The sequence below is a fragment of the Vibrio sp. 10N.222.48.A3 genome (assembly GCF_041475345.1).
Lineage (GTDB): Bacteria > Pseudomonadota > Gammaproteobacteria > Enterobacterales > Vibrionaceae > Vibrio > Vibrio tasmaniensis_A.
Window position 1 is genome coordinate 1 of the sequence record NZ_JBFRVX010001030.1, and the last position, 445, is coordinate 445.

1 pseudogene is annotated in these 445 nt (G+C 46.3%); it reads left to right on the forward strand.

Features of this window, described 5'->3' with window-relative positions:
• A pseudogene (locus tag AB4653_RS23285) lies at nt 1-422 on the forward strand (ATPase); the annotation flags it as partial.
• Between the last annotated feature and the right edge of the window lie 23 nt (nt 423-445).

Consider the following 445-nt stretch of genomic DNA (forward strand, 5'->3'; position numbering starts at 1 on the left):
ATCTCAATCGATTATCGGGGCCACTGCTTGATCGGTTCGATATGTCATTGGAGATCCCACTATTGCCCAAAGGGATGTTGGCTGAAGGTGGCGATCGTGGTGAAACGACTCAAGTGGTAAAGCAAAGAGTCAAACAAGCGCGCCAGTTGATGCTGTCTAGGAACCATAAATCGAATGCGCTGTTAGGCAGCCGAGAAATTGAAAAGTACTGCCCATTGAGGCGTGAGGATGCAGAATTTCTGGAAACGGCTCTGCATCGATTAGGTTTATCAATTCGTGCTTATCATCGCATTATTAAGGTAGCGCGAACCATTGCGGACCTAGAGGGTAATGAGCAGATTGAAAAGAAGCATTTATCAGAGGCACTTGGTTATCGAGCGATGGATCGACTCTTGAAACAACTCTCGGCTCAAGCTGTATAGTCATGCCAATCGTAGTAAACAAC